Annotated in this window: 21 protein-coding genes and 1 pseudogene; 12 read left to right on the forward strand and 10 right to left on the reverse strand. The window is 71.4% G+C overall.

The window, feature by feature from the left end:
• Window positions 1–121: 121 nt before the first annotated feature.
• Both serB and glgC read right to left on the reverse strand, forming a co-directional pair.
• The gene (gene serB / locus AB0F70_RS11060; RefSeq protein ID WP_357447604.1) at window positions 122–742 is read right to left on the reverse strand and encodes a phosphoserine phosphatase SerB; all 621 of its coding nucleotides are present in this window, start codon (window positions 740–742) and stop codon (window positions 122–124) included.
• Between the two features lie 186 nt (window positions 743–928).
• Entirely contained in the window at window positions 929–2170 is a 1242-nt protein-coding gene (glgC, locus tag AB0F70_RS11065) for a glucose-1-phosphate adenylyltransferase (protein WP_357447606.1), read from the reverse strand.
• Window positions 2171–2245: 75 nt separating this feature from the next.
• Here glgC and glgA point away from each other — a divergent pair, with 75 nt between their 5' ends.
• Window positions 2246–3556 carry a glycogen synthase gene (glgA, locus tag AB0F70_RS11070; protein WP_357447609.1) on the forward strand — a complete coding sequence of 437 codons (1311 nt, stop codon included), beginning with the start codon at window positions 2246–2248 and terminating at the stop codon, window positions 3554–3556.
• A gap of 12 nt (window positions 3557–3568) precedes the next feature.
• Here the strand turns inward: glgA and AB0F70_RS11075 are convergent, their stop codons facing one another.
• Window positions 3569–4330, reverse strand: coding sequence for a hypothetical protein (locus AB0F70_RS11075; protein ID WP_357447612.1), 762 nt, complete (start codon window positions 4328–4330; stop codon window positions 3569–3571).
• A gap of 43 nt (window positions 4331–4373) precedes the next feature.
• Between AB0F70_RS11075 and AB0F70_RS11080 the strand changes: the two genes are divergently transcribed.
• From AB0F70_RS11080 to AB0F70_RS11110, 7 genes and pseudogenes are all read left to right on the forward strand, one after another.
• Entirely contained in the window at window positions 4374–5159 is a 786-nt protein-coding gene (locus AB0F70_RS11080) for an ABC transporter ATP-binding protein (RefSeq protein WP_357447615.1), read from the forward strand.
• 325 nt (window positions 5160–5484) lie between these two features.
• Window positions 5485–5859, forward strand: coding sequence for an NfeD family protein (locus tag AB0F70_RS11085; protein ID WP_357447617.1), 375 nt, complete (start codon window positions 5485–5487; stop codon window positions 5857–5859).
• Between the two features lie 112 nt (window positions 5860–5971).
• The gene (locus AB0F70_RS11090; RefSeq protein ID WP_357447620.1) at window positions 5972–7126 is read left to right on the forward strand and encodes an SPFH domain-containing protein; all 1155 of its coding nucleotides are present in this window, start codon (window positions 5972–5974) and stop codon (window positions 7124–7126) included.
• A 149-nt stretch (window positions 7127–7275) separates the two neighbouring features.
• Window positions 7276–8040, forward strand: a complete 765-nt coding sequence (locus AB0F70_RS11095) for a TetR/AcrR family transcriptional regulator (protein WP_357447623.1) — start codon at window positions 7276–7278, stop codon at window positions 8038–8040.
• On the forward strand, window positions 8040–9836 hold the full coding sequence (locus AB0F70_RS11100; RefSeq protein ID WP_357447626.1) for an ABC transporter ATP-binding protein: 1797 nt from the start codon (window positions 8040–8042) through the stop codon (window positions 9834–9836). The genes AB0F70_RS11095 and AB0F70_RS11100 overlap by 1 nt, the downstream gene beginning before the upstream one ends.
• A 125-nt stretch (window positions 9837–9961) precedes the next feature.
• Window positions 9962–11872, forward strand: a complete 1911-nt coding sequence (locus tag AB0F70_RS11105) for an ABC transporter ATP-binding protein (protein ID WP_357448043.1) — start codon at window positions 9962–9964, stop codon at window positions 11870–11872.
• A 306-nt stretch (window positions 11873–12178) separates the two neighbouring features.
• A pseudogene (locus AB0F70_RS11110) lies at window positions 12179–12408 on the forward strand (helix-turn-helix domain-containing protein).
• Window positions 12409–12503: 95 nt separating this feature from the next.
• On the opposite strand, the gene AB0F70_RS11115 reads toward AB0F70_RS11110, so the two are convergent.
• Window positions 12504–13334, reverse strand: coding sequence for an SDR family NAD(P)-dependent oxidoreductase (locus AB0F70_RS11115; protein WP_357447630.1), 831 nt, complete (start codon window positions 13332–13334; stop codon window positions 12504–12506).
• A 101-nt stretch (window positions 13335–13435) separates the two neighbouring features.
• On the opposite strand from AB0F70_RS11115, the gene AB0F70_RS11120 reads away from it, so the two are divergent.
• A complete protein-coding gene (locus AB0F70_RS11120; RefSeq protein ID WP_357447633.1) occupies window positions 13436–14269 on the forward strand; it encodes a helix-turn-helix transcriptional regulator in 834 nt (277 codons plus the stop codon).
• A 7-nt stretch (window positions 14270–14276) separates the two neighbouring features.
• On the opposite strand, the gene AB0F70_RS11125 is transcribed toward AB0F70_RS11120, so the two are convergent.
• Both AB0F70_RS11125 and AB0F70_RS11130 read right to left on the reverse strand, forming a co-directional pair.
• The gene (locus AB0F70_RS11125) at window positions 14277–15140 is read right to left on the reverse strand and encodes a haloalkane dehalogenase (RefSeq protein ID WP_357447636.1); all 864 of its coding nucleotides are present in this window, start codon (window positions 15138–15140) and stop codon (window positions 14277–14279) included.
• Window positions 15133–15618, reverse strand: a complete 486-nt coding sequence (locus tag AB0F70_RS11130) for a MarR family transcriptional regulator (RefSeq protein WP_357447639.1) — start codon at window positions 15616–15618, stop codon at window positions 15133–15135. The genes AB0F70_RS11125 and AB0F70_RS11130 overlap by 8 nt, the downstream gene beginning before the upstream one ends.
• 44 nt (window positions 15619–15662) lie before the next feature.
• Between AB0F70_RS11130 and AB0F70_RS11135 the strand changes: the two genes are divergently transcribed.
• Window positions 15663–16100, forward strand: coding sequence for a YchJ family protein (locus tag AB0F70_RS11135; protein WP_357447642.1), 438 nt, complete (start codon window positions 15663–15665; stop codon window positions 16098–16100).
• A 49-nt stretch (window positions 16101–16149) separates the two neighbouring features.
• Here the strand turns inward: AB0F70_RS11135 and AB0F70_RS11140 are convergent, their stop codons facing one another.
• Together AB0F70_RS11140 and AB0F70_RS11145 are read right to left on the reverse strand one after the other, a co-directional pair.
• A complete protein-coding gene (locus AB0F70_RS11140) occupies window positions 16150–16761 on the reverse strand; it encodes a response regulator transcription factor (RefSeq protein ID WP_357447645.1) in 612 nt (203 codons plus the stop codon).
• Complete coding sequence (locus AB0F70_RS11145) at window positions 16758–17981, reverse strand: histidine kinase (RefSeq protein ID WP_357447648.1); 1224 nt, start codon at window positions 17979–17981, stop codon at window positions 16758–16760. Before AB0F70_RS11145 ends, AB0F70_RS11140 begins: the two co-directional genes overlap by 4 nt.
• Before the next feature lie 187 nt (window positions 17982–18168).
• On the opposite strand from AB0F70_RS11145, the gene AB0F70_RS11150 reads away from it, so the two are divergent.
• Window positions 18169–19032: a hypothetical protein gene (locus tag AB0F70_RS11150; protein WP_357447651.1), complete on the forward strand. Its 864-nt coding sequence runs from the start codon at window positions 18169–18171 to the stop codon at window positions 19030–19032.
• Window positions 19033–19123: 91 nt separating this feature from the next.
• On the opposite strand, the gene AB0F70_RS11155 is transcribed toward AB0F70_RS11150, so the two are convergent.
• Entirely contained in the window at window positions 19124–20566 is a 1443-nt protein-coding gene (locus tag AB0F70_RS11155; RefSeq protein ID WP_357447653.1) for an RICIN domain-containing protein, read from the reverse strand.
• A gap of 290 nt (window positions 20567–20856) precedes the next feature.
• Here AB0F70_RS11155 and AB0F70_RS11160 point away from each other — a divergent pair, with 290 nt between their 5' ends.
• A complete protein-coding gene (locus tag AB0F70_RS11160) occupies window positions 20857–23760 on the forward strand; it encodes a hypothetical protein (RefSeq protein ID WP_357447656.1) in 2904 nt (967 codons plus the stop codon).
• On the opposite strand, the gene AB0F70_RS11165 is transcribed toward AB0F70_RS11160, so the two are convergent.
• Complete coding sequence (locus tag AB0F70_RS11165; protein WP_357447659.1) at window positions 23735–24364, reverse strand: sigma-70 family RNA polymerase sigma factor; 630 nt, start codon at window positions 24362–24364, stop codon at window positions 23735–23737. The two genes, AB0F70_RS11160 and AB0F70_RS11165, sit on opposite strands and share 26 nt — an antisense overlap.
• Window positions 24365–24619: the final 255 nt, after the last annotated feature.

The following is a 24619-nucleotide window of genomic DNA, read 5'->3' on the forward strand; positions in this document are numbered from 1 at the left end:
GGGGCTGTCCTGGCGGGTCCAGCAGGCACGTGCCGCGCGCGCGGAGGCAAAAGCGGCCGTCGTCAAGGTCTGACGCACGGCGACACGAAGAGACACGTCCGTCGGCGTCTGACAGGTGGGCTCAGAGGAGGTCCAGGACGGCGTCCAGCCGGTTCTCGATCGAGTGGGGGGCCTGTTCTCGAACGACGGGCTTGGCGTTGAAGGCCACGCCTACGCCGGCTATCTCGATCATGCCGAGGTCGTTCGCGCCGTCGCCGACGGCGACCGTGTGCTCCAGCGGGATGCCCAGGTCGGCGGCCCACTCACGCAGCGTCGCGGCCTTCGCCTCGCGGTCGATGACGGGGCCGACGGTACGGCCGGTCAGCACGCCGTCCGCGACCTCCAGGCGGTTGGCGCGGAGCAGCGTGATCCCCAGCTCCTGCGCGATCGGCTCGACGATCTCCGCGAAACCGCCGGACACCAGCCCGAACGCCCAGCCGCGTGCCTGGCACTCGGCCACGAGCTCGCGCGCGCCCGGCATCAGCTCGACGGCGGCGCGCACCTTGTCCAGCGCCGCGACGGGCACGCCGGCCAGGGTCGCGACGCGCTCCCGCAGGGACGCCGCGAAGTCCAGCTCGCCGCGCATCGCCCGCTCGGTCACGGCCGCGACCTCGTCGCGGGTGCCGGCATGTTCGGCGATGAGCTCGATGACCTCCTGGCGGAAGAAGGTCGAGTCCACGTCGGTCACGATGAGTCGCTTCACGGGACCAGTGTGCCGGAGCACCTCACAGCTCCGCCGAACGGTCCACGTGCTGCTGCTGCGCACACCGAACGTAGGCCTGGTCGCCGTCCCGTCGTCGAACGTAGGGGTGGTCGCCGCCTGAGCCTTCAGACAGCGACCACCCCTACGTTCAACGCCTCACGCGCCGGCGACGCCGGACGGCGTTCGTCAGTCGACGACCGTGCCCTTCGGGACCACCGTCAGGCCCGACTCCGTGACCGTGAAGCCCCGCGCCCGGTCCTCGTCGTGGTCCACGCCGATCCGGGCTCGCTCGTTGACTATGACGTTCTTGTCGACGATCGCCCGGTGCACGTGCGCGTACCGGTGCACCTGGACGTCGTCCATCAGCACGGAGTTCGACACGTTCGAGTACGAGTGCAGGTGCACACCCGGCGAGAGCACCGACCCCGCGGCCTGCGCACCCGAGATCAGCACGCCCGGCGACACTATCGAGTCCGCCGCATGCCCCATGCGCCCAGGACCGGCATGCACGAACTTCGCCGGCGGCAGGCCGGTGTAACCCGTGTACAGCGGCCAGTCGTAGTTGTAGAGGTTGAAGATCGGGTGCACGGCGATGAGGTCGACGTGCGCGTCGTAGTAGGAGTCGATGGTCCCGACGTCGCGCCAGTAGCCGCGGTCCCGGTCGGTGGACCCTGGCACGTCGTTGCGGATGAAGTCGTACACGCCGGCCTCACCCTGCGCGACGAACGCCGGGATGATGTCGCCGCCCATGTCGTGCCGCGAGTCCGGGTTCGCCGCGTCCTTCGTGACGGCCTCGACCAGGGCGTCGGCGTCGAACACGTAGTTGCCCATCGAGGCGAGGATCTCGCCGGGGGAGTCGGGCAACCCCGTCGGGTTGGTCGGCTTCTCCAGGAACTCGCGGATCTTCGTCGGGTCGGCAGGGTCGACGTCGATGACGCCGAACTGGTCGGCCATGCCGATCGGCTGCCGGATCGCGGCGACCGACGCCCGCGCACCCGACTCGATGTGCGCGTCCACCATCTGGGAGAAGTCCATGCGGTAGACGTGGTCGGCACCAACCACGACCACGATGTCGGGCCGCTCGTCATCGATGATGTTGAGGCACTGGTAGATCGCGTCGGCACTGCCGAGATACCAGTGCTTGCCCACGCGCTGCTGCGCGGGGACAGGCGCCACGAAGTTCCCCAGCAGCGGCGACATGCGCCACGTCTTGGAGATGTGTCGGTCCAGGGAGTGGGACTTGTACTGCGTCAGCACGACGACGTGCAGGTAACGCGAGTTGACGATGTTGGAGAGAGCGAAGTCCACCAGACGGTAGATGCCGCCGAAGGGCACTGCGGGCTTGGCGCGGGCGGCGGTCAGCGGCATCAGCCGCTTTCCCTCGCCGCCGGCGAGGACGATCGCTAGGACGCGAGGAGCGGAAGCCATACGGGTGACATTAAGCCCTTTTGGGCTGGTCCGTCAGGTGGCACGCTGAGAGTTCGCGCACGCTAGGTTTGCAGGATGTCCGACGTCGCTGCCGCCCCAGGCTTCGCCCCCCGTTCCGTTCCCGCCCCGGGCTCCGCGCCCCGCACCGCGCAGGGGCCCGCCGACAGCCTCCGTGTCGACCTGCTGACCCGCGAGTTCCCGCCGCACGTCTACGGCGGTGCGGGCGTCCACGTGGCCGAGCTCGCCGCGGTGCTCGCGCAGCATGCCGACGTGCGGGTGCGCTGCTTCGACGGCCCGCGCGACGCCGCGACCGAGGCGTCCGGCGTCACCGGGTACGTGACCCCGAAGGCGCTCGCGGGCGCGAATCCCGCGCTCGCCACCCTGGGCACGGACCTCGTCATGGCCGACGACGTGGCGGGCGCCGACCTGGTCCACTCCCACACCTGGTACGCCAACATGGCGGGCCACCTGGGCGGGCTGCTGCACGGCGTGCCGCACGTGGTCACCGCACACTCCCTGGAGCCGCTGCGCCCCTGGAAGGCCGAGCAGCTCGGCGGCGGCTACGCCCTCTCGTCGTGGGCCGAGCGCACCGCGTACCTGGGCGCGGCGGGCGTCATCGCGGTCTCGGCGGGCATGCGGGCCGACATCCTGCGCGTCTACCCGGAGCTCGACCCCGAGCGCGTGCACGTGGTGCACAACGGCATCGACCTGTCGGGCTGGCGCCGTCCGGACATCGGCGACCCCGGGGCGGAGGCCACTGCACGCCGCTACGGGATCGACCCCGACCGCCCGGCCGTCGTGTTCGTCGGCCGCATCACGCGGCAGAAGGGTCTGCCGTACCTGCTGCGGGCCGCGGCCGAGCTGCCGCCTGAGGTGCAGCTGGTGCTGTGCGCGGGCGCGCCCGACACCCCGGAGATCATGGCCGAGGTCCTGCGCCTGGTCGAGCGCCTGCGCGAGTCCCGGACCGGCGTCGTCTGGATCGAGGAGATGCTCCCGCGCCCCGACCTCATCGCGGTCCTGGCCGCCTGCACCGTCTTCGTCTGCCCGAGCGTCTACGAGCCGCTCGGCATCGTGAACCTGGAGGCCATGGCCGTGGGCCTGCCAGTGGTCGGCACGGCCACCGGCGGCATCCCCGAGGTGGTCGACGACGGCGTCACCGGCCTGCTGGTCCCCATCGAGCAGTCCGACGACGGGACGGGCACGCCGCTCGACCCCGACCGCTTCGTCGCCGACCTGGCGGCGGCGCTGACCCGGGTAGCGACCGACCCCGAGGGAGCGGTGCTGATGGGGTCGGCCGGGCGCCGTCGGGCCGAGGAGCACTTCACCTGGGCAGCGATCGGCGACCGCACGATGGAGGTCTACCGGCAGGTCCTGGGCCGGGCCTGACCGGGCCAGGGGTCAGCGGACCTCGCCGTAGGTGGCGGCGCTCATCGCGTGGCGGGCCGTGCGGTCGACCTCGCGCAGCGCCGTGGACCGCTGGTCGACCTGGAAGACGTTCACCGCGCCGCCGTCGTCCACCGTGCCGAGGGCGACGATGGCGCGCAGGCGGCTGGCCAGGTCGAGCACACGGGCGCGCCGGCCGTCCAGGTGCGGCACGGGCCACGACGACGTGCTGGCGGATCGGATCCGCTCGATGGCGTCGGCGGCGTCGTCGCGCCACCGGGCCACGTCGAGCTGGTCGAGGGCGTCGGTGGCCGTCATCAGGCTCGTGCGGAGCTCACGCTCGGCATCGGCGACCGAGCCGACGGCGCCGAGCACCAGGGTGGTCCACGCGGGGACCTCCAGCACCTGCCAGGTCACCATGTGGCCGGGCTCGATATGGCTGCCGAACGCCTGGACCCGGGGGACCGCCGCCCAGCTCCCGTCCGGCGTCGTGATCACCACGCACTCCCCGGCCTCCGTGGCCTCGAGGTTGGCGACCGCTGGCACGCCCGCCGGGTCGCCGGGCGCGGGCAGCAGCGCGCAGACCTCGCGCGGCCCCGTCGTCCAGGCGGTGAAGAGCGTGTCGAGGTTGGTGCCGTCGGCAAAGCCGGGTAGCCCCTCCACGGTGTGCGGCTCGTCGTCGCCCACCACGGACTTCACGGCGTCCGAGGTGTCGCCTATGCCCTGCAGCCACAGGGCGAGCAGCACGCTCCGGGGGAGGTCCTGATCGGTGTCCACCGCAGAACTGTAAATGACTGCTCCTCAGGTAGGGTCGGGACCCATGAGCTCGGTTCTCCAACTCGCGGGCGTCACCGTCCGTCGCGGCACCTCGACCATCCTCGATTCCGTGGACTGGCAGGTGAACGAAGGAGAACGGTGGATCGTGCTCGGCCCGAACGGTGCGGGCAAGACAACTCTCCTCCAGATCGTCGCGGCGCGCCTCCACCCGACGTCGGGTACGGCAAAGATCCTCGACTCGACCCTCGGCAGGGTCGACGTGTTCGAGCTCCGCCCGCGCATCGGTATCTCGAGCGCGGCGCTCGCCGAGCGCCTCCCGACGGCGGAGACGGTGCGCGACGTCGTGCTGACCGCCGCCTACGGCGTGACCGGCCGCTGGCACGAGTCCTACGACGAGCTCGACGAGCAGCGCGCCAAGGATCTGCTGGCGCTGTTCGACGTCGACCACCTCGCCGACCGCACCTACGGCACCCTGTCGGAGGGCGAGCGCAAGCGCGTGCAGATCGCCCGCGCCCTGATGACCGACCCGGAGCTGCTGCTGCTCGACGAGCCCGGCGCCGGGCTCGACCTGGGCGGGCGCGAGGAGCTGGTGGCCGCGCTCTCCGAGCTCGCGAACGACGAGCTGTCGCCGGTCCTCGTGCACGTGACGCACCACGTCGAGGAGATCCCGCCGGGCTTCACGCACGTGCTGCTGATGAAGAAGGCGGGCATCCAGGCCGCCGGCCCGATCGAGGAGGTCCTCACGGCCGACAACCTGTCGGCGGCGTTCGGGATCCCGCTCATCGTGGCGCACGGCGGCGGGCGCTGGCTCGCGCGCGCGGCCCGCTGATCCACCGGCTGATCCGGCCGTTCGTCCGGCCGGTGATCCGGCGTGGAACCCGGCGCGATCAATGCGCGCCGACGTCGTCGACGCTGAAACACTCAGCGCAATAAAGAAATCAAGTTGAAACACCGCTTTCGCTACCGCTGTGTCAGTGGACCTTGGTAAAGTCCGGGCAAAGGTCCGAGGTGGCGGTAGATTCACCGCGAGGACCCGTCGGCGGAGAGGTTCCGCCGACGACCGGTCACCAGCCGGAAGTGGAAGCTCGGAGGGAGCACCCATGGCCTGGTTGTGGTGGGTAGGCGCAGCGCTGATATTCGCGTTGATCGAACTCTTGTCACTGGATTTCGTCTTCATCATGTTCGCGGGCGGCGCGCTGGCCGCAGGCGTGGCGAACGCGGCCGGTGCTCCGCTGTGGGTGCAGGCGATCGTCTTCGTCGTGGCATCCGTGGTGCTGCTCGTGACGCTGCGGCCCACGCTCATTCGTCATCTGCGCAACAGCACGCCGAAGGCGCCCACCAACGCCGAGGCGAACGTGGGGCGCACCGCGTCGGTCGTCCAGGAGGTCAGCACCGCGTCGGGGCTGATCAAGCTCAGCGGCGAGGTGTGGAGCGCACGAGCCGTACCCGGGTCGCCTCTGCTGGTCGCCGGCACTAGCGTTCGTGTGGTCCAGATCGACGGCGCGACCGCCGTCGTCGAGCCGGCTTAGCCGCCTGGCGCCTGGGCGCGATCCTTGGCTGTTGCAGTCCCAGCGTGAGGCAGTCCCAGTCAGAAGCTTGAAACAGTCCGTGCGGGCCTAGGTGCCCGCGTAAGGAGACGTCGTGGAGTCATTCGGGCAAGTCCTGCTCTATCTGATCATTGCCCTGGTCGTGATCGTCGGCATCGTCGCGGTGATCCGTGCGGTGCGGATCGTTCCTCAGTCGGTGGCGCTCGTGGTCGAGCGCCTCGGTCGGTACTCGAAGACGCTCGACCCCGGCCTGCACGTGCTGGTGCCGTTCGTCGACCGGGTCCGCGCCGGCGTCGACCTGCGTGAGCAGGTCGTGTCGTTCCCGCCCCAGCCGGTGATCACCAGCGACAACCTGGTCGTCGAGATCGACACCGTCATCTACTTCCAGGTCACGGACGCCAAGTCCGCGGTCTACGAGATCGCGAACTACATCACGGCGATCGAGCAGCTGACCGTCACGACGCTGCGTAACGTCATCGGCTCGATGGACCTTGAGCAGACGCTCACCAGCCGTGACCAGATCAACGGCCAGCTCCGTGGTGTGCTCGACGAGGCGACCGGGCGCTGGGGTATCCGCGTCAACCGTGTCGAGCTCAAGTCGATCGAGCCGCCGCCCTCGATCCAGGGCGCGATGGAGCAGCAGATGCGCGCCGAGCGCGACCGCCGTGCCGCGATCCTGACCGCGGAGGGCATCAAGCAGTCGGCGATCCTGACCGCCGAGGGTGAGAAGCAGTCCGCGATCCTGACCGCGGAGGGTGCCGCGCAGTCGCAGATCCTGCGGGCCGAGGGTGAGTCGCGCGCGATCATCCAGGTCTTCGACGCCATCCACCGCGGTAACGCGGACCCCAAGCTGCTGGCCTACCAGTACCTGCAGATGCTGCCGCAGATCGCGCAGGGCACGTCGAACACGACGTGGGTCATCCCCACCGAGTTCACCGCGGCGCTGGGCAGCATCGCCCAGGGCTTCGGCGGCACGCCGGGCACGCCGGGCATCCCGACGCCTCCTGGCGGCGACAGCCCGTCCGACGGCCCGCGCCCGGCGGCGCCGGTGCTCGACAAGCCGCTGCTCCAGGACCCGAGCGAGGCTCTCGCCGAGGCACAGCGCCAGGCTGAGGCCGCCGTGGCCGACGCGACGAGCGCCGGCACCCGGTCGGGCGAGCCGTTCGACCCGAGCCACGAGCGCGGGCAGCGACCGGCCGGTGGCACGACGCCGCCTCCGCCGGCGCCCCCGGCACCCCCGGTCGGCTGACCCAGAGCGGTAAGAGCGACGAAGTAGAGCGCCTGTCCGGCTCTCCCTGGTGTCACGGGGGAGAGCCGGACAGGCGCTCTACTTCGTCGCTCTTACGCTCCCCGGATAACGAGTTGCGGAGTGAGTGCTCACTCATTTAGCGTCTGGGCATGGACAACGCACGACGGCGGGCAGCGCCGATGGCGCCCGAGGACCGCAAGGCGGCCATCGTGGACTCGGTGCTCCCCCTGGTCGGGGAGCGGGGAGTCGACGTCACCTCGCGGGAGCTGGCGCAGGCCGCCGGCGTCGCGGAGGGCACCCTGTTCCGGGCATTCGGCGACAAGACGGCGCTGGTCGGGGCGGTAGCGGTCGAAGGCCTGCACCGTGCTGCCGGGCCCGAGCAGACCCTCGCCGAGCTCACGGCGATCGACTCGGCACTTCCGCTGGAGCGGCGGCTCGCGCTCGTGATCGAGACGGGCCGCGACCGGATGGCGGAGGTCATGCGGTGGATGTCGGTGCTCCGGCACCTGCGGGCAACCCTGCCCCCGGCCGACGACGACGCGACGCGCCGCCGGATGGCCGAGTTCCGCAACGGGCTCATGGCCCAGCGCGCGAGCCAGCACGCGGCGACCGTCGAGGGCATCACCGCCGTCCTGGCGCCTGACCTGCACCGCCTGCGCGTCCCCGTCGAGGTGGCGATCTCGCTCGTCGAGTCGGCGATAGCGGGCACGCACCACCGGCTCGACGACCTGCTCCCGACGGTGCCCGCCGACGTACTGGCCGACGCTCTCGTCAACGGTCTCGCCGGTCCCAAGAACGAGCCGGCGAAAAAGTCTGGCCCCGAACGCCCGGACGCAGCAGCCTCCAGTACTGCGGCACCGGGCGCCCCAAACCCTGGTTCTCCAGCCCCCAGCCTCGAAGGGAACTCTCTTTAATGCTTGTCACGCTTGCCCGAAAGTACTTGGGCCCGTACCGCTGGGCGGTGGTAGCGGTGCTCGTCCTGCAGCTGGTGCAGACGCTCGCGGCGCTCTATCTGCCCAGCTTGAACGCAGACATCATCGACGACGGCGTGGTGGTCGGCGACATCGGCCACATCTGGCGCACCGGCGGCTGGATGCTCGTCGTGTCGCTGGGCCAGGTCGTGGCCTCCGTCGTCGCCGTCTACTTCGGCGCGCAGGTCGCCACGGCGTTCGGCCGGGACATGCGACGCGACCTGTTCCAGACCGTGCAGACGTTCTCCGCGCGGGAGATGGCGCAGTTCGGCGCGCCGACGCTCATCACGCGCGGCACCAACGACGTGCAGCAGGTCCAGATGACCGTGCTCATGACCTTCACCATCATGGTGATGGCGCCGATCATGCTGGTCGGCGGCGTCATCCTGGCGCTGTCCGAGGACGTCTCGATGTCCGGCCTCCTGCTGGTCATCGTGCCGGTGCTGGCCGCGACGGCGGGCGTCATCGTGTGGCGGATGGTGCCGCACTTCCGGCGTATGCAGAAGCGCATCGACGCCATCAACAGCGTGCTGCGCGAGCAGATCACCGGCCTGCGGGTGGTGCGCGCGTTCGTGCGTGAGGGCCGCGAGAAGGAACGCTTCGGCGTGGTGAACGAGGAGCTGTACGACACCTCGCTGCGCGCCGGCCGCCTGATGGCGCTCACGTTCCCTGTGGTCATGCTCATCATGAACATGTCCTCAGTGGCGGTGCTCTGGTTCGGCGCGCACGAGATCGAGGCCGGGAGCCTGGAGATCGGCTCCCTGACGGCGTTCCTGAGCTACCTCATGTACATCCTCATGGCCGTGATGATGTCCACGATGATCTTCATGATGATCCCGCGTGCGGCAGTCGCCGCGGAGCGGATCGGTGAGGTTCTCGACACAAGGTCGTCGGTCGTCGACCCGGAGAACCCGGTGCGGCTGGGGGTCTCGACGAGCTCGACCAGCGAGGAGGGCTCGACCAGCGGGGACGGAGGACCGCGCGGTCGCGTCACCTTCGAGGACGTCGAGTTCCGCTACCCGGGCGCCGAGGCACCCGTGCTGCACGACCTGACGTTCGCCGCCGAGCCGGGCCAGATCACCGCGATCATCGGCTCGACCGGCGCGGGCAAGTCGACGCTGCTCAACCTGGTGCCGCGCCTGTTCGACGCGACGGGCGGGACAGTACGGGTCGACGGGATCGACGTCCGCGACGTCACGCAGCGCGACCTGGGCTCGCTCATGGGGCTGGTGCCGCAGAAGGCGTTCCTGTTCACCGGGACCGTCGCGGACAACCTCCGGTACGGCAAGCCCGACGCCACCGAGGAGGAGATGTGGGCGGCGCTCGAGGTGGCGCAGGCCCGTGACTTCGTCGAGGCGCTGGGCAACGACGAGAACGGCAGCGGCCTCGAGGCGGTGGTGGCGCAAGGCGGTGCCACGTTCTCCGGCGGGCAGCGGCAGCGGCTGGCGATCGCGCGGGCGGTGATCCGGCGCCCACGGATCTACCTCTTCGACGACAGCTTCTCCGCGCTCGACTACGCGACCGACGCGCGGCTGCGGGCGGCCCTGCGGCCACAGACCCGCGATGCGACGACGATCATCGTGGCCCAGCGGGTGGCGACCATCCGCGATGCCGAGCAGATCCTGGTGCTCGACCACGGCCGCATCGTCGGCAGGGGCACGCATGCGGAGCTGCTGGCCGACAACCTGACGTACCAGGAGATCGTGACGTCCCAGATGAGCCTGGAGGAGGCAGCGTGAGCGGCGTGAGCGGGGAAGACAAGCCTCAGGGTGAGGCAGCGGGAGCGGCGACCAAGGCCGCGCCGTCGGCGCCACCCGGCCCGCCCAACCCGCGCTCGGGACCCGGGCCGATGGGCAACATGGGCATGCCCGTGCAGAAGCCCATGGACTTCAAGGGGTCGCTGCGCCGGTTCGCCGGCTGGCTGCGGCCCGAACGGCTGAACGTCGTGGTCCTGATGGTGTTCGGGATCGGCTCGGTGGCGCTCACCGTGCTGGGGCCCAAGCTGCTCGGCGACGCGACGAACGTGATCTTCGCGGGCTTCGTGGGGGCACAGCTGCCCGCGGGCGGGACCACCGAGCAGGCGATCGCGGCGCTCCGGGCCCAGGGCCAGGACCGACAAGCCGACCTGCTCTCCGGCGTTCCGGGAGTGGTGCCCGGTCAGGGCATCGACTTCGCGCTGCTGGCGCAGACGCTCGGCTGGGTCGTCGCGGCGTACCTCGGGGCGTTCCTGTTCGGCTGGCTGCAGGCGCGCATCACCACCGGCGTCGTGCAGCGCACCATGCGGGACCTGCGGGACCAGGTGGAGGCGAAGCTGCACCGCATCCCGCTGTCCTACGTGGACGCCAAGCAGCGCGGCGAGATCCTGTCGCGCGTCACCAACGACATCGACAACGTGGCCCAGACGACCACGCAGACCCTCGCGCAGCTCGTCACGGCGGCGCTGACCGTTGTCGGCGTGCTCTTCATGATGTTCTGGATCTCGCCGCTCCTTGCGCTCGTCGCGCTGGTGACGGTGCCGCTGTCCGTGGTCATGACCATGCAGATCGCCAAGCGCAGCCAGCCGCAGTTCGTGGAGCAGTGGGCGGCCACGGGGCGCCTCAACGCGCACATCGAGGAGTCGTTCACGGGCCACGCGCTCGTGAAGGTCTACGGGCACCAGGAGTCCACCGCCGAGGCCTTCTCCAAGGAGAACGCCTCGCTGTACTCGTCGAGCTTCAAGGCGCAGTTCATCTCGGGCACCATCCAGCCCGCGATGGGGTTCCTCGCGAACCTGAACTACGTGATCGTCGCGGTCATCGGTGGGCTCCGCGTGGCGTCGGGCACGCTCTCGCTGGGTGACGTGCAGGCGTTCATCCAGTACTCGCGCCAGTTCACGCAGCCGCTCACGCAGGTCGCCTCCATGATGAACCTGCTGCAGTCCGGCGTCGCCTCCGCGGAGCGGGTGTTCGACCTCCTGGACGCGCCGGAGCAGACTGCCGACCCTGCCGAGTCGCAGAAGGTGGAGCCGGTGCGCGGCCGGGTCGCGTTCGAGGACGTCTCGTTCTCGTACACGCCCGACCAGCAGCTCATCACCGGCCTCAACCTGGTCGCGGAACCGGGACAGACCATCGCCATCGTCGGTCCCACGGGCGCCGGCAAGACAACCCTGGTCAACCTCCTCATGCGGTTCTACGAGGTGGACGGCGGTCGCATCACGCTGGACGGCGTCGACACGCGCGACATGTCGCGCGACGACCTGCGCTCGTCCGTCGGGATGGTGCTGCAGGACACCTGGCTCTTCAAGGGCACCATCGAGGAGAACCTGCGGTACGGGGTGTCCGACGGCGATTCGGTGGACGAGGAGGAGTTCCTCGCCGCCACCCGGGCGACCCACGTGGACCCGTTCGTGCGGACCCTGCCCGACGGTTACGACACCGTCGTGGACGAGGAGGGCTCTAGCGTGAGCGCGGGGGAGAAGCAGCTCCTGACGCTCGCGCGGGCGTTCCTCGCCGACCCGGCGATCCTGGTGCTCGACGAGGCGACGTCGTCCGTGGACACGCGCACCGAGGTGCTGGTGCAGGAGGCCATGAACCGGCTGCGCAAGGACCGGACGTCGTTCGTCATCGCGCACCGCCTGTCCACGATCCGCGACGCCGACGTGATCCTCGTGATGGAGCACGGCGACATCGTGGAGCAGGGCTCGCACGAGGACCTGCTCGCGGCCGACGGCGCGTACGCGCGGCTGTACGCGAGCCAGTTCGCGGCCCCGGCGGTGGAGGAACCGGCGGCGACGTAACCGGCCGCCCGGGTGGGCGCGGCGCGCTCCGGGGTGAATGTCAGTCGGCGGGGTGTGTTGCTCTGGGTAGACAAGATCTACGCAGCGCAACACACCCCGCAGTCGTAGGTTCTCCCCGCCGTGGGTGGTGGCGCCGGCTGCTGCTGGGCGGGCCGCGCCTGTTTTGTTGACGGGTCGTGCCCAACGTGACGTCCCGGTGACCGTGGATCTCGCCGACATGCTGCTGGTCGGCTTGCTCCTTGGCGCCGTCGGCTACGCGTTCCAGCGCGGCGCGCGCCTGAAGCGCGACACCGAGGGCCTCGTCTGATGCCCGTCGACGACGAGGAGGCCCGCGTCCACTGCGCCTCGACGAGCTGCTCGACGAGCGCGGTATGACGCTGGCCAAGCTCGCGGAGCTGGTCGGAGTCACGGTGGTGAACCTGTCGGTGCTCAAGAACGATCGCGCCCGGGCGATCCGGTTCTCCACCCTGACGGCGGTCTGCGACGTGCTGCGGTGCGAGGTGGGTGACCTGCTCGTCGTGACCCCACGAGAGTGAGCGCCGCCGCAAGGGTCGGCGCGTGACCTCTCTTCCTTCACCGCGCCCGACGAAGGACGCACGCGCCGGGTGCGGTTCGGCGGCTTCCTCGGGGACTATCGCATCGAGGCGGCCGACGGCGGCGGTGTGGCCGAGGTGACGCTGGACGCGTCGGGCGCCGTCGGCGTGGCCGCCGCGATCGGTTCCGACGCGTTCAGGGCGTCGACCACCTGGCCGTAGTCGCCCCGGGCCTCGCCGTAGCGGAGGAACTTGACCCGCTCGACCAGGATCTCGTGCGCGTCGGGCTGGGCCTGAAGGAGGCTCATGGTCTCGTCGGCGTACTCGTCGAGCGGCATGGCGTGCGGGTCCTCGTCGTGGCCGGGCATGAGCGTGGTCCGCACGGACGGCGGCACCAGCTCCGTCACGGACACGCTGGTGCCCGCGAACTGCAGGCGGATCGACTCCGACAGCATGTGGATCGCCGCCTTGCTCGCGTTGTACGTCGGAGTGACCCGCAGCGGGGCGTGGGCCAGGCCAGAGGACACGGTGAGGATCGTCGCGTCCGGCCGGCTCTGCAGGTGGTTGATGAAGGCCGCGATCAGCCGGATCGGGCCGAGCACGTTGGTGGTCACGACGGCCTCGGCGTCCGCGAGGAAGTCCGGGGTGCGCCAGTTCTCGGCCCGCATGATCCCGGCCATCGGCACGAGCACGTTGACGTCGGGGAACCGCTCGATCACCTCGGCGGAGGCCGTCCGGATCGACTCGGCGTCGTCCGTGTCGATGCGGACGCCGGCGAGGCCGTGGTCGGCGGCGAGGGCGTCCAGTGCCTCGGTGCTGCGCCCGCCGACGATCACGGTGTTGCCCCTGGCCTGGAGCCGCAGCGCGAGGGCGAGGCCGATACCGCGGGTCCCGCCAGGAATGAAGATGGTGTTTCCTTCTGTGTTCATGGCTCCACCGTGCAGCGTCCGGGCCGACGGCGGGAGAGACCCGGTGAACCAGGGATCCGCGATCCCTGGCTCCCGTGCGCGGCGTGGCGCACGATGGGCAGATGAACCGTGCAGCCCTCGCCGACTTCCTGCGCCGACGCCGGGAAGCCCTGCGCCCGTCCGACGTCGGGCTGGTGCCGGGGCCGCGTCGTCGGGCACCGGGACTGCGCCGTGAGGAGGTGGCGGCCCTGACCGGGATGTCCGTGGACTACTACGCGCGGCTGGAGCAGCAGCGTGGGCCGCAGCCGTCCGAGCAGATGCTCGCGGCGCTCTCCCGCGCCCTGCGCCTGACCGTCGAGGAGCGGGACTACATGTTCCGGCTCGCCGGTCACGGGGTGCCGCGCCGCATGCCGCTCGAGTCCCACGTGGCGCCCGCCCTGCTGCGGGTGCTGGACCGGCTCGAGGACACCCCGGCTCTGATCCTGTCAGGGCTGGGGGAGCCGCTCGTGCAGAACCGGCTCGCCGAGGCGATCTTCGGCACGCCCCCTGAGACGGGCCTGGCCCGCAGCTCCGTCTACCGCTGGTTCATGGAGCCCGACTCCAGGAACGTGTACCCGCCGGAGGACCACGAGCGGCAGGGCCGCAGTCAGGTCGCCTCGCTGCGGGCCGCCCACGGCGCGGCCGGGCCGGGCTCGCCCGCCGACGAGATGCTGCGCGTCCTGCTGCGGGAGAGCCCGGAGTTCGTCCGGATGTGGGAGCTGCACGAGGTGTCGCGGCGCTTCGAGGACCACAAGACGCTGGTGCATCCGGAGCTCGGCCGCATCGACGTCGCCTGTCAGGCGCTGTTCACCGAGGACCAGTCACAGGCGCTCCTGGTGCTGACGCCCGAGCCGGGCAGCGAGGCCGAGGAGAAGATCCGCCTGCTGGCCGTGCTGGGGCACGAGACGTTCGCCTAACCGCGGCTCAGCGCAGCGCGTGCCGGTCCAGCCAGGCCCCGACCGCCCGGCCGATCTCGGCGGGCCGGTCCTCGGTCGCATGATGGCCGGCCGACCCGAGCGGCTCGATCTCGACCGCGGCCAGCTGCTCGCGCGCCCAGGTGACCGCTCGCTCGTCGATCAGCAGGGTCGGCGAGCCAGTGAACGTCAGCAGCAGCTTCGGCACGTCCGCTGACGCCGCCAGCCAGGATCCCGCCTGTTCGAGACGCTCGACGAGCTCGGTGGGCGGCTCGGCGAGCTGGCGAGCCCAGGCGAGCAGTGGGCGACGGCTCTCCCGGGAGGGGTAGGGCGCCAGGTAGGGAGCGAGCTCCTCCTCGGCCACCGGGTTCAGCACGCCGCGCGTGTACGCCTGCCGGATCGCGGTGTCCTGGTCCAGGAACATCACCTCACCCTCCGGAGAGGCGATCAGCTCGCTCCGGGCGCGGGCCTGTGGAGACAGGTGCTCGCGTCGCACCGGCCGGAGCACGGCCTCGAACAGGGCAGTGCCCAGCACCCGGTCGGGGAACCTGGCCGCTCGGTCGATCGCCAGCGCGCCGCCCCAGTCGTGCCCCACGAGGACTGCCGGTTCGTCCCCGAGCACCGCGTCGAACCAGGCGTCGAGGTAGCGGGTATGGTCGGCGAACGTGTAAGCGAGGTCCGGCTTGCCGGACCGGCCCATGCCGATCAGGTCGGGCGTCAGCAGGCGGCCCTGTCCGACGGCGGGGAGCACGTTGCGCCACGAGTGCGACGAGGATGGGTTGCCGTGCAGGAACACGATCGGGGTCGTGCCGGGGGCTCCGTCCCCGGTCTCGTCGAAGTGCATGGTCGAGTCGAGAACTGTCACATCAGGCATCGGTTGCTCCAGGATCGAGTGGGGCGTCGAGCAGTTCGGTGAGGGTGGCGGCGAACTCGGCGGTGCGCTCGCTGCCGCGCCCGCCGAGCGGTGCGAGCAGCTGGTCCAGGAGGGCCTGCACCGTGCGCATCGCCGGGCGGACGACGGCCAGGCCGGCCTCGGTGATCTCCAGGCGGACGACGCGCGTATCGCGTTCGTCGCGGGTGCGGACGACCAGCCCGTCGGACTCCAGCGAGCGGATCAGGCGAGAGACGTACATCGGCTCCAGGCCTGACGCATCGGCGAGGGCGCGCTGGCTGGGTGCGTGAGCGCCGTCGGCTGGGTCGGCGCTCGCGCGCAGCGAGTAGAGCGTGGTGAGCACCACGTAGGTGGCGTGCGTGAGGTCGTGCACGCGCACAGCGCGGTCGACGGCGGTGCGCCACCGGTTGGCGAGGCGCCAGACGAGGGCACCGGCCATGGCGCCGGATGGGGTCTGCATGGCCGTTACCATACATGGCGATAATAGCTATGACAACTATTTGAATGTGCCTCGCCCTCGGGGGATGGCAGGATCGCCTGGTGCACGACGACGAACGCTGCCCCTGCCTCTCCGGCGACACCTACGGCGCCTGCTGCGGGCGCTACCACTCCGGCACCGCCACCGCCCCGACCGCCGAGGCACTGATGCGCTCGCGGTACTCGGCGTTCGCGGTCGGCGACGACGCCTACCTGCTCGCCACGTGGGCGCCCCGAACCCGGCCGGACACCGCCGGGCTGGGCGACGAGCAGTGGCGCCGCCTGGACGTCCACCGCACGGAGCGGGGCGGCCCGTTCGACACCACCGGCGTCGTCGAGTTCACCGCCTTCTACCGGTACCCGGCCACCGGCGCTCGCGGCAGCCTGCACGAGACCAGCCGCTTCGTCCGCGAGGGCGGCCGCTGGTACTACGTCGACGGCGACCGGGAAGCCGGCGACCGCTAGCCCGGAGGTTCACGGACGGCGAGTCGCCCGCGCCCGGTCCCCGCGAGCCCTAGATCCAGCCCTCTTCCCAGGCGCGGTGCGCCGCGGCGTGGCGGGTGGCGACGCCGAGCTTGGCCATCGCCGACGACAGGTAGTTGCGTACCGTCCCGGGCGCGAGGTGCACGGCTGTCGCGATCTCGGCGACCTGGGCGCCGGTGCGCGCCTCGCGCAGCACCTCCAGCTCGCGGTCCGTGAGCGGGCACTCGTTCTCCGTGAGCGCCGACGCGGCGATCTCCGGATCCACGTACCGGCGCCCGACGGCGACGTCGCGCACGATCTGCGCCAGCCGCGCCGCCGGCGTCGACTTGGGCACGAACCCGCTCACGCCCGCGGCGAGGGCCCGGCGCAGGATCGCTGGCCGGGCGTGCCGCGTGACGATGATGACGCGGGGTGGCGTGCCGTCGGTCCGGGCCAGGATCTGCGCGGCGGCGTGCAGCCCGTCGGTGGGCGGCATCTCGAGGTCGAGCACGGCGACGTCGGGCCGGTGCTGCTCGGCGAGCCGCACGGCGTGCGTGGTGGTGGCGGCCTGGGCCACCACCTGGAGGTCGTCCTCGAGGTCGAGGAGGGAGCAGAGGGCTCCGCGCAGCAGCTCCTCGTCGTCGGCCAGCAGCAGGCGGATCATCCGGTCACCGTAGCCGTGACCACGAACCGGTCGCCCTCGGCGGTCCACGAGAGGTGCCCGCCGACGGCGTCGAGCCGTTCCGCGAGGGACACCAGGCCCGTGCCGTCACCGCCTCCTGCGGACCCGCCGCCCAGCACTGCGGACCCGCCGCCCAGCACGGACGGCCTGCTGTCCACCTCGGACGGCCGCACGCCGTCGTTGTCGATGACGAGGCGGGCGCCTGCGCCGTCCGGCACCAGGACTATCGCCGCGCGCGTGGCCCGGCTGTGCCGCAGCAGGTTGGTGGTGGCCTCGCGCACGACCAGGCCGAGGAGGCTGCGTGGCCCTTGCGGAAGGGCCACGGCGAGGTCGCCGTCGACGTCCGCCAGGACCTCCACGCCCGCCGCCGCCAGGACCTTGGACGCGTTGGCGATCTCGGCGTCGAGAGTGGTGCGCCGGTAGCCCTGGACCAGGGCGCGGGTCTCGCGCAGGGCGTCACCGGCGAGCTGCTGGACCTCGCGCATCGTAGCGGCGGCCCGGGCGGGGTCCGCCTCCGCGAGCCGCGCCGCGAGCTCGCTCTTCAGGGCGATCACCTGGAGGTGGTGCCCCTGGATGTCGTGCAGGTCGGCGGAGAACCGGAGGCGCTCGTCGGCCACGGCGAGCTGTCCGGCAAGCCGCCGGGCGTCGTCGAGATGGGCCGCTACCTGCCAGCCGCGCAGCATGCCCAGCATCGCAGGGCCGAACGCCACGACCATCAGGGCGGGCATCCACGCGGCGTGGCCGAGGTGCGGTTCGTCCATGCCGAGGGCCGTGAGCAGACCCACCGCCGGCAGCAGCACGAGCGTGACGCCGAGCACCGGCCAGGCTCGGCGGGAGGGCAGGAACATGACGAGCACCGAGATCGTGGCGGCGGGCGCGATCGGCCAGATCCCGAACTCGCCGAGCGCGAGCGGGACCGCGGCGGCGACCGTCGCGGCGCCCCCTGCGGTCACGAGCCAGCCGACGGACGGTGCCTGGTCCCGGACCCGCCGCGCCAGCAGGACGCCGCACGCCACGATGGTCGCCGCCGTCGACAGGCCCGTCAGGGCGCGCAGCCCGGCGGGGACATCCGGGTCGAGCAGCCAGTCGCCGACGGCGAAGCCCAGCACGCATGCCACGGTCCCCGCGAGGCCCCACCAGATGTTGCGGCGGAAGCTCGCGAGGCCGCTGCCGTCGTCCACGACGGTCGGGGTGCTGCTCATGGCGCCATCCTGCCAGCGCCGAAGCCGCGGCGGGGCGGGCTGCCGGGCGCTGATGACATCTGTCATACGAGGTAGTGACATGTGCTCGTGCCCGGGTGCGGTCCGGCACTACTGGCCGCGGTCGCCGTCGGACAGCGTGGATACCGGTGCGGCGAGGAACGCCGTCCGGAGCGAAGGAGACGGAGACATGGCGGAGACGATCCACGCAGGAACCCACGCCGCGATCCACCACACCGTGCCCACGACACGGTGGCGGAAGGTGCTGCGGTTCCACGCGCACCTGGTCGAGATGGTCGTCGTGATGGTGCTCGGGATGATGCTGCTGGCGCCGGTGTGGGACTGGGTGGGCGCGGCAGTGGGGATCGAGGCGCTGCTGGCCCGGCCGGACGCCGGCGCGGTGGTGATGGTCCTGGACATGGTGGCCGCGATGACCGTGTGGATGCGGGTGCGGCGGCACGGCTGGCCCGCGATCTGGGAGATGAACGCGGCGATGGCGGCGCCGTTCGCGGTGCTGCTGGTGCTGTTCTGGATGGGCGTCATGAGCGCCGGCGACATGATGCTCTGGGGTCACGTGCTGATGGTTCCGGCGATGGCGGGCGCGATGCTGCTGCGGCCGGCGGAGTACACGGAGCACGTCCACGGGTTCGACCTGGCCTGGCTGCGGAACCGGTGGCCGGTGCTGCTGGGGCTGCTCCTGCTCGCCGGCACGATCGCGGGCGGCGTGGGTGGCGTGCCTACCTGGTCGATCCTCGCGATGGCTCTGGTGTACCCGGTGGTGGGCATCGTCCGGAACAGCATCAGGGGACGGTCGATGGTGCTGCTGCAGGCCGCCGGGCTCGCGGTGTTCGCGGGCATCAGCCTGCTGGCCGGTGTGCTCGTGGGGCAGGACACGGGGGCCTACGTGCTCGCCGCCGGCCTCGTGGGGCACGGCATCTGGGACGCGTTCCACCACCGGGCGAACGCGGTCGTGTGGCGCTGGTACGCCGAGGCCTGCCTGGTCTTCGACGTGCTGCTGGCGTCGGCGGTGCTCGCGTCGACGCTCGGGTCCTGATCCGCGCCTGTAGTCGGCGAAGTAGAGCGCCTGTCCCGCTTCCGCACAGGGGAACCTGTGCGGAAGCGGGACAGGCGCTCTACTTCGCCGACTACAGGGTCCAGCGCTGGTTCGTGCCGCCGTTGCAGGGGTACTGCTTCAGCCTGGTGCTGTTCGCCGTCGACGAGGCGGGGACGTCGAGGCACTTGCCCGAGTGCCGCGCCACGAGCTCGACGTAGCCGCCGCTCACGCTGCGCAGCTGCCACTGCTGATTGGTGGCGCTGCCGCAGGCGTACTGGATGATCGCGGCGCCGTCGGTCGTCGCGGCGTTGTTCACGTCCAGGCACTTGCCCGAGTGCTGCGCGACGACGTTGTGGTACCCGTTGCCGAGGTCGCGCAGTGCCCACTGCTGGTTCGACGCCCCACCGCAGGTGTACTGGGCGATCTCGGCGGCGTCAGCGGTCGACGCGCTCACCACGTCCACGCACTTGCCCGAGGCCTGGTTGACGATGTCGGTGACCGTGGCCGCGGCGCCGCCGTTGCCCGCGTTCGGGTCGACGTTGTCGCCCCACGCCCAGCGCAGCCGGTTCGCGCCGGACACGCTGCGGATGGCGAGCGAGAGGTTGGTGCCGCTGCCGCTCTTGATGTACATCGAGTACCCGTCGTACCCGATGTTGCCGGTCTTGCCGCCGATCCCCGGCCAGTACGTCCCGCCCATCCCGGTGTCGCGCATGACCTGCGTGACGGCACGGATGTGGCGCACGAAGTTGTTGGTGCTGTTGGCGTCGCCGTAGTTCAGGCCCTCGTTCATCGCGGCGCCGAACTCCGTGACGACGGTCCGGGAGGCGCAGTTGCCGAGGCGGGTGGTGACGTGGCTGCGCCAGCCGTCGTAGGTGTTGTCGCCGTAGAAGAACGCGTAGTGGTGGAAGGACAGCAGCGTCGCGTTGAAGCGGCTGTCGTTGCAGATGTCCCGCAGGTCCTGGCTGTAGCCGGTGCCGCCGATCAGGACGCGGGCCGGCACCGCTGAGTAGTGGTAGCTGAGCCAGTTCGCGGCGACGTCGCGCCACTCCGCCGAGCTGTAGCCGTGCGGCTCGTTCATGGGCTCGAAGTACACCCGGGTGTTGGAGCCGTACTGGCTGGTCACGGTGGACCACATGGTGTTGAAGGCGGACATGTTGGAGATCCGCCCGCCGGAGGCGGCGCCGTCCTCCCAGTACGCCAGGATGACCTTGAAGCCCCGGGCGGTCGCGGCGTCGATCGCGCCCCGGTAGTTGTTCCACCAGGCGGTGCCCACCGTGTGCGTGTTGATCGGCAGGCGCACCGTGTTGATGCCGAGGCTCGACTCCATGTCGTCGTACACGGCGTTGGCCTTGGCCTGCACCATGGCGTAGCTGTCGGAGCTGCTGAGGCCGTCGAGGACGAGCGGCCCGGTGCTGAAGTTGTCGCCCAGCACCGCCCAGTTCATGCCGCGGAACTGGCTGGTGGCGGCGGTCGCGGGTGCGGCGGTGGACAGTGCGGTGACCGGCAGCAGGGCGAGGGCGGCCAGCAGGCTCACCAGTATCCGGAAGGGCCGTCGAGCGGGCGGAGTGGTGCCATGACGATGACGTGAGTCCATGGTGTTGACCTATCTCGTGCTTCGTTGCACGTAGCAGGGCTGCGGATGAAATACGCAGTGGATATTAACGTTAACATCGGGAGAATTGCGGCGAAAGACCTCCGCCGGATCCGGGTGCGCGGACCTGTGGGCCAGCGCAGGATGTGAGCGCACGATGTGCGGGCACCGCGCGTGGCGGCGCGCGCGTCGCCGCAGGGTGCCGCTACCTCTGGGCGCTAGTTTTGGGCGCTATGGAGAGCCCGCCGTCCGGCACCCCGACCAGCCCGCAACCCCACATCCTCGAGCTACGGATCCACGGCATCGCGAACGCGCTGCCGTACGGGTCGCTCGACCTGCCGCAGAGCGAGGTGGTCCAGTCCGACGGCGACGCCCTGGGCAGCTTCTGGACCCCGACGCCGGACGCCGAGGCGCGGGACAAGGCGCTCCCGCCAGGCCACGTCCGCGCCATCCGGCCCGACGTGCGCCGCGAGGCCTACTCCTGGAGCGCGATGGCGCGGCTCGGTGGCCTCCCGTTCGGGGGCGTGCTCGGCGTCATCGGGACGGTGGCGGTGCGGCTCCTGTGGGCGGCGATGATCCCGTTCGGTCTGGCGAACGCCGCGTACTGGGCGCGCCGCATCCCGGCCCCGGAGGTCGGTGCGCACGAGTCCGGCACGACCGCGCCCGGCGCCTCCGGGAGCAGCACGCACGAGCCCCGCACCCGCCGTCCGGCGTCCGGCACCTTGCGTCCCGAGGCGACGGCCGCGCTGACCCGGGTTTTCGCGCTCGGCCTGACGCTCCTGTTCGTGTCCGCGGTGGCGACGGTCGCGCTGTCCGTGATCGGCACGCGGTGCATCGGCCTGGCGACGGCGGCGCCCGACTCCGTGGTCCCCGTCTGCGCGCGCATCCCGAGCGCGCTGTACGGTCTGGCGCGGATGGACGTCGGTGACCGGCTCGCCCTCCTGTCGCTCGTGCCGGTACTCCTGGTCACGGTGCTGGTCCTCGTGGCGCACAGCGGCCAGGTCCGGTTCGAGTCGAAGTTCTCGGTGATGCGCGCCGGGCGCACGGTGCCGCCGTCGGGCCCGCCGCTGCACCGCGCGGGCTTCTGGTCCCAGCGCACCGGCTCGGGCCTGCTGTGGGCGCACCTCGGCGCGTCCCTCGCCCTGACCGGGCAGTACCTCACCTGGACGCGGTACGCCGACGCCGGGCTCCCGATGCCCGGCCTGCCGATTGCCGGCCTGGTGGTGATCCTCGGCGCGTGCGTGTTCGTCGCCCTGCGCACGGACGACGACGGCGTCCAGGCCGCGGCACCCCGCGCGAAGGGCCGGGCCGGGCTCGTGGTGTTCGCGGTCGGGCTGCTCGTCTGGCTGCTGGCCTGCTGGGCGTGCTTCGCCGGCCCGCAGCCCACGAGGATGCCCGCCCTCATCGGCCTGGACCTGGTGCCCGCCCTGCTCGGCGTCGGGCTGTGCGGTATCGCCGCGACCGGCCTGGCCTGGCGCACCACGCGCAGCGTCCGGGGCGTCGCCGCGTGGAGCATCGTTCCGGTGGTCGCCACGGCGTGCGTCGCGTTCGTGCTGGTGACCGAGCCGGACGCCCCGCTGCGCCACCTGCTCGTGGCAGTGGCGGTGCTCGCCATCCTGAGCCCGGTAGCGGTGGTGCTGGCGGCCGTCCTGCTGCGGCGTCGTCGGTACGAGGGCTGGAACGGCGCGGGACCTGGCGTGTTCCTGCTGGTCTCCGCCGCGGCGGCGGCCGTGTACTCGAGCCTGCTGGTGCTCGGTGTGCAGTGGTTCCTGCGCAGCGGCGAGACGGCGGCGCCGAAGCCGCTCGGCGACGGGCTGGTCGGCCTGCCCCGCGACGTGCCCGAGATCGATCTCGTGCGGGTCCCGCCGGTCTACACCGAGTTCGGCACGGCGTCGGTGGTGATCGTGCTGGTGTTCGTGGTTCTGTTGGGCGTGGCGCTGGCCGGCCCGTACGTGATGGACGCCCTCCGCTCCAGGGACCTGTGGATCCCGAGGGCGCCCCGCACCGTGGGCCCGCCCTACGGTCCCGCGGTCCCGGCCTGGCGCGCGGTCGCCGACGGCCCGGACGCCGAAGGCGGGCCGAACCCCGTGCTGGAGCGCGTGCTGCGCGGCAGGAAGGTCGCCGCGATGTCGCACCGGGCGGAGCTGGCCGGGGGCGCGCTCGCCGCGGCGTCCTACGTCGCGGCCCTGCTCGCGCACGTCCCGCTGATCTCCCAGCACAGCGACACCGGCACCTACCAGACGCCGCTGTGGCTGTCCGGCCTGGCGGTGCCGGCCCTTGGCGTGCTCGCGGCGACCCTGGTGGCCAGCGCCCTGGCTGGCACCACGGGCGGCGGACCGTCGCGCCCGTGGGGCCTGGTGTGGGACCTGTTGTGCTTCCTGCCGCGCAGCGCCCACCCGTTCGGCCCGCCGAGCTACGCCGAGCGCGCGGTGCCCGAGGTGCGCTCGCGCGTGGATGCCTGGCTCACCGGCGCCGACATCGCCGACGACGCCGAGCGCGAACGCGTGGCCCCGACCCGGCGCGTGGTGCTCTCCGCACACTCGATCGGCGCCGTGCTGGCCGCGGCAGTGATCCTGATCCGTGCGGGCAACCCGCTGCCCGACACCGTCGACGGCCGGCTCGGCCTCCTGTCGTACGGCACGCAGCTGCGCCCGTTCCTTGGCCGGTTCTTCCCGGACCTTCTGGGCCCGACGACGACGGGCACGCCGCCGTGCACCGGGCCTGCCTGGTCGGCGGACCCGTGGGGCGGGCAGGTGCGAGCCGCGCGGGCGGCGGTGGGTTCCGGACCCGGGGCGGTTCCGGCGGCGCCGTTGACGCCGGAGCGCCCCGAGCCCGGCTCGGGGGAACAGGTCACGCTGTTGTCACTGCTGACCTGCGGTGCGAAGCCTGCGTGGGTGAACCTGTGGCGGCGCACCGACTTCATGGGCTTCCCCGTGGTGGGTTACGGGTCGAACGAGGTGGACCGCGGGGCGGAGGAGATGGACCGGTCGGCCTATCTCTTCGCCGTGGCCGCCCACTCGGGCTACCAGTCGTCGTGGGCGTACCACGTGGCACTGGACGAAGTTGTCTCTCGGCTGACGCCGGCTGGGCCCTCGGGTGCCCAGCCGGCGGTCACGCGGCGAGGGGAGTCGGGCTGACGACGTCGCGCAGCCTGGCCAGTGCGCTCTCGAGGATCTGCGCCACGCGCTCCTTGGTCACGCCGAGGCGGCGGCCGATCTCGTCGAGGGTCCGTGTGGTGCCGTCGAGGAGGCCGAACCGCATCTCCAGGACCCGTGCCTCCACGGCGTCGAGGTGCCGCAGGGCCTGCCGGACACGCCGGCGCAGCATCGTCTGCTCGGGGGTGGGGTCGTTCTCGCTCGGCGACTCGGCGTGCTCGGCGGCGGCGACCGCGCGCACTATCGAGCGGCGTACCCAGCGGGTCGCGTAGGCGGCGAACGTGCCGTGCGCGGGGTCGTACGAGTCGGCGGCGCGAACGAGGCCGACGTTGCCCTCCTGCACGAGGTCCATGAACGGCAGGCGGCCCGAATAGGTGCCCGCGACGGACGGCACGAGGCGGAGGTGGGCGAGGACGAGACGCTCCTTCGCGTATTGCCCGTCCTTGACCCGCGCTTCGAGCTGTATGCGGAAGCTGGGGGAGACCGCTGTGGAGTCGAGGGTGCGTGCGGCGTCTGCTCCGGCGACTGCTCGCTCGAGGAGAGACTCGAGCTGCGCGTCGTCCAGCGACGGCGTCCGCTCGATCATCGCAGCGTAGGACTGGGGCAACGCGGGGTGCGGACTGTGTTCCTTGCTGCGGCGTGCACGGGATGACCGGGCAGTTCGGGTAGTTCTCATCGCAACTCTCCTCACGAGCGGGACGAACTTTCCTTGCCCGGAGCATATGGAGTCTTGGGGCTCGGGGGAAGCGGGGAGGATTTCGCTGTGAGAGATAACGGGACGATAACGGCATGCCGAAGTCGTCCCGCGTGCAACCGGCGTTCCAGCCGTGTTTCAAGCGTG

Source organism: Promicromonospora sp. NPDC023805 (genome assembly GCF_040639635.1).
In the GTDB taxonomy this organism is placed as follows: Bacteria; Actinomycetota; Actinomycetes; order Actinomycetales; family Cellulomonadaceae; genus Promicromonospora.

Coding starts and splice junctions, on each gene's coding strand:
- AB0F70_RS11130 (WP_357447639.1), bottom strand. CDS start 15,618: ATGCAGACCCCATCCGGCGCCATGGCCGGTGCCCTCGTCTGGCGCCTC.
- AB0F70_RS11100 (WP_357447626.1), top strand. CDS start 8,040: ATGCTTGTCACGCTTGCCCGAAAGTACTTGGGCCCGTACCGCTGGGCG.
- glgC (WP_357447606.1), bottom strand. CDS start 2,170: ATGGCTTCCGCTCCTCGCGTCCTAGCGATCGTCCTCGCCGGCGGCGAG.
- AB0F70_RS11095 (WP_357447623.1), top strand. CDS start 7,276: ATGGACAACGCACGACGGCGGGCAGCGCCGATGGCGCCCGAGGACCGC.
- AB0F70_RS11145 (WP_357447648.1), bottom strand. CDS start 17,981: ATGAGCAGCACCCCGACCGTCGTGGACGACGGCAGCGGCCTCGCGAGC.
- AB0F70_RS11165 (WP_357447659.1), bottom strand. CDS start 24,364: ATGATCGAGCGGACGCCGTCGCTGGACGACGCGCAGCTCGAGTCTCTC.
- AB0F70_RS11135 (WP_357447642.1), top strand. CDS start 15,663: ATGTGCCTCGCCCTCGGGGGATGGCAGGATCGCCTGGTGCACGACGAC.
- AB0F70_RS11150 (WP_357447651.1), top strand. CDS start 18,169: ATGGCGGAGACGATCCACGCAGGAACCCACGCCGCGATCCACCACACC.
- AB0F70_RS11160 (WP_357447656.1), top strand. CDS start 20,857: ATGGAGAGCCCGCCGTCCGGCACCCCGACCAGCCCGCAACCCCACATC.
- AB0F70_RS11120 (WP_357447633.1), top strand. CDS start 13,436: ATGAACCGTGCAGCCCTCGCCGACTTCCTGCGCCGACGCCGGGAAGCC.
- AB0F70_RS11125 (WP_357447636.1), bottom strand. CDS start 15,140: ATGCCTGATGTGACAGTTCTCGACTCGACCATGCACTTCGACGAGACC.
- glgA (WP_357447609.1), top strand. CDS start 2,246: ATGTCCGACGTCGCTGCCGCCCCAGGCTTCGCCCCCCGTTCCGTTCCC.
- AB0F70_RS11080 (WP_357447615.1), top strand. CDS start 4,374: ATGAGCTCGGTTCTCCAACTCGCGGGCGTCACCGTCCGTCGCGGCACC.
- AB0F70_RS11105 (WP_357448043.1), top strand. CDS start 9,962: ATGCCCGTGCAGAAGCCCATGGACTTCAAGGGGTCGCTGCGCCGGTTC.
- AB0F70_RS11115 (WP_357447630.1), bottom strand. CDS start 13,334: ATGAACACAGAAGGAAACACCATCTTCATTCCTGGCGGGACCCGCGGT.
- AB0F70_RS11140 (WP_357447645.1), bottom strand. CDS start 16,761: ATGATCCGCCTGCTGCTGGCCGACGACGAGGAGCTGCTGCGCGGAGCC.